Origin of the sequence: Streptomyces palmae, from assembly GCF_004684805.1 — a bacterium.
Lineage (GTDB): Bacteria > Actinomycetota > Actinomycetes > Streptomycetales > Streptomycetaceae > Streptomyces > Streptomyces palmae.
On the sequence record NZ_SRID01000614.1, the window covers coordinates 1 to 2,072 of the forward strand.

The 2,072-nt window shown below is 74.9% G+C and carries 3 protein-coding genes; all 3 read left to right on the forward strand.

From position 1 onward, the window contains the following. On the forward strand, positions 1-178 hold a 178-nt coding region (locus tag E4099_RS34700), incomplete at its 5' end, for an ATP-binding protein (protein ID WP_167828555.1). Between the two features lie 186 nt (positions 179-364). After that, entirely contained in the window at positions 365-1,378 is a 1,014-nt protein-coding gene (locus E4099_RS31510; RefSeq protein ID WP_135342512.1) for a DUF5954 family protein, read from the forward strand. A 206-nt stretch (positions 1,379-1,584) separates the two neighbouring features. Further along, the coding region (locus tag E4099_RS31515) for a Clp protease N-terminal domain-containing protein (protein WP_425348291.1) at positions 1,585-2,072 on the forward strand (488 nt) is incomplete at its 3' end.

Consider the following 2,072-nt stretch of genomic DNA (forward strand, 5'->3'; position numbering starts at 1 on the left):
GATCACCGCACCGTTGCGGCCCGCCCCCGCCCAGGACGAGCACGGCCGCGGCCTCTTCCTGATCGAGGCCCTCACCGACCACGTCCGCTACCGCAACCGCACGGGCCGCAACGGTGCGGTGATCAGCTTCGACAAGATCCTCAAGTGGAGGGAAGACGCGCTGCTGAAGGCGTCCTGAGCCAGGGGCGCGCGGGCGCCGCGGCGCCGCACGGCGCGCGAGGCCCGAGGCCGACCGGGGCGACCGGATCCGCGCGGGCGCCCGGGTAGCGGCTGCCGACTTGGGCGACCGGATCCGCGCGGGCGCCCGGATAGCGGCTGGGCGAATCCCGCCCGGGCCCGTGCCGCTATCCCTAACAATGTGTGCATGCTTGACGACTGGAAGCGACGTCTCGATGCCGTGCACGCGGAGTTGGTCTCCGCCGACGACCCCGTCGCCTGGGTGACCGAGGCCGACGCGGTGAACGCCTCGCAGCGGTACCCGCATCTGGTGCTGCGCGGGCCCGTCTTCGGTGTCGCCGTGCAGGACCCCGCCGTCGGGCCGGAGTGGCGCCTGCTGCTGCCGGTCGTGGACGGGATGCCCCAACAGGCCCGGGACGGTCTCCAGTCCCACCTGTTCTTCAAGGCCAAGGACGACACCGACGACCCCGCCGTGCGGCGCGAGCTCATGGCCGCCGTGGCCGTGCTGGAACGCGAGCCGGCCAACGAGGTGGAGGCCCTCGGGGCGCGCTACCGGGTGGTGCGGGGCGACGAGTTCGCGCGCGAGGGGAAGGACGGACTGGAGCCGCCTCGCCCCACCGACCGGGAACCGGCCGACAGGACCTGGGGCGGGAACCGCCGCACGCCCTCGCCGGACGTGGGCTTCGTCTGCGACCCCGGCCGGGACGACGGGCTGATGGCAGCCGCCCTGAAGCTGAGCCTGCGCGACTTCGCCTACACCGGCTCCCGCTTCACCGCCGAGATGCGCGCGGACTCGCGGCGGGCGGCCGCGGCCTACCCGGACATCGCCCTGCTCCCCATCGGCTTCGGCGTGGCGGAGAACGACGGCACGGGGTGGCGGCAGCGCGGCGCCATGATGCCCACGCCGCACGACGCGCGGGACCTCCTCTACAACGGGATGTCCGAGATCTGGCCCGTGCTCTACCGGTTCGACGAGGACGAGAAGGCCGCGTACACCAAGGTCGCCGAGGAGTTCCGGGCCGCCGGCCACGCCAACGAGGCGCGCATGGGCGACACCCTGTACCGCATCTGCCGCATCGAACGCCTGGTCCGCTGCGGCCCGGACGGCCCGGAGCCGGCGCGCGCCTCGGATGCCGACGAGTACGGCCCCATGAAGATGCACCCGTCGATGGACGAGGACGGCACCCTCCACTACGACTGACCCCCGCGCCGACCGCGCCGCACCGCCGAGCCCCGCCGGTGACGGCCCGTAGGCGCGGGCGGTGGGAGTCGTGCCGACCGGCTGCCGGTCCCCCGCAGGGTTCACTCTTGCGCCGGTCGCACCCCCGTTCCGCCCGGCCAAGAATGACCGTGTACGAGGAGGCACATCGACTACGGCGCGGCCGCTGTGTGCCGCCCGCCGGACGGGTGGTCATGGTGACGGCTTCGCCCTTCGGGTCCGGGGACCCGTTCTCCGACCTGTTCAACCGCTTCTTCGGGATGAGCCCGGCGGCCTCCCCGCCGGCCGTGCAGCGGGTGCCCATCGGGCGGCTGCTCAGCGAGTCCTCGCACGAGCTGCTGGCGGCGGCCGGCGCGCGGGCGGCGGAGGACGGATCGGACCTGGACGCCGCCCATCTGCTGTGGGCCGCCACCCGGGTGCCGGCCGCGCGGCAGGTGCTGGAGCAGGCGGGGGTGGACCCGGACCGGATGGCCGAGCAGGTGGCCCGGGCGCTGCCCTCCGGCGCGGGGGACGGGGAGCCCAGCCTCACCCCGGCCGCCAAACGCGCGCTGCTCAACGCCCACGCCCGCTCGCAGGCCGCCGGCGCCTCGTACATCGGCCCCGAGCACATCCTGGCCGCGCTGCTGGAGGACCCCCGGACGGGCCTCGCGGAGACGCTGGGGGCCGAGGGGGGCCC

Excerpts from the sequence above, each read along its gene's own strand:
- E4099_RS31510 (WP_135342512.1), top strand. The coding sequence starts at position 365 with ATGCTTGACGACTGGAAGCGACGTCTCGATGCCGTGCACGCGGAGTTG.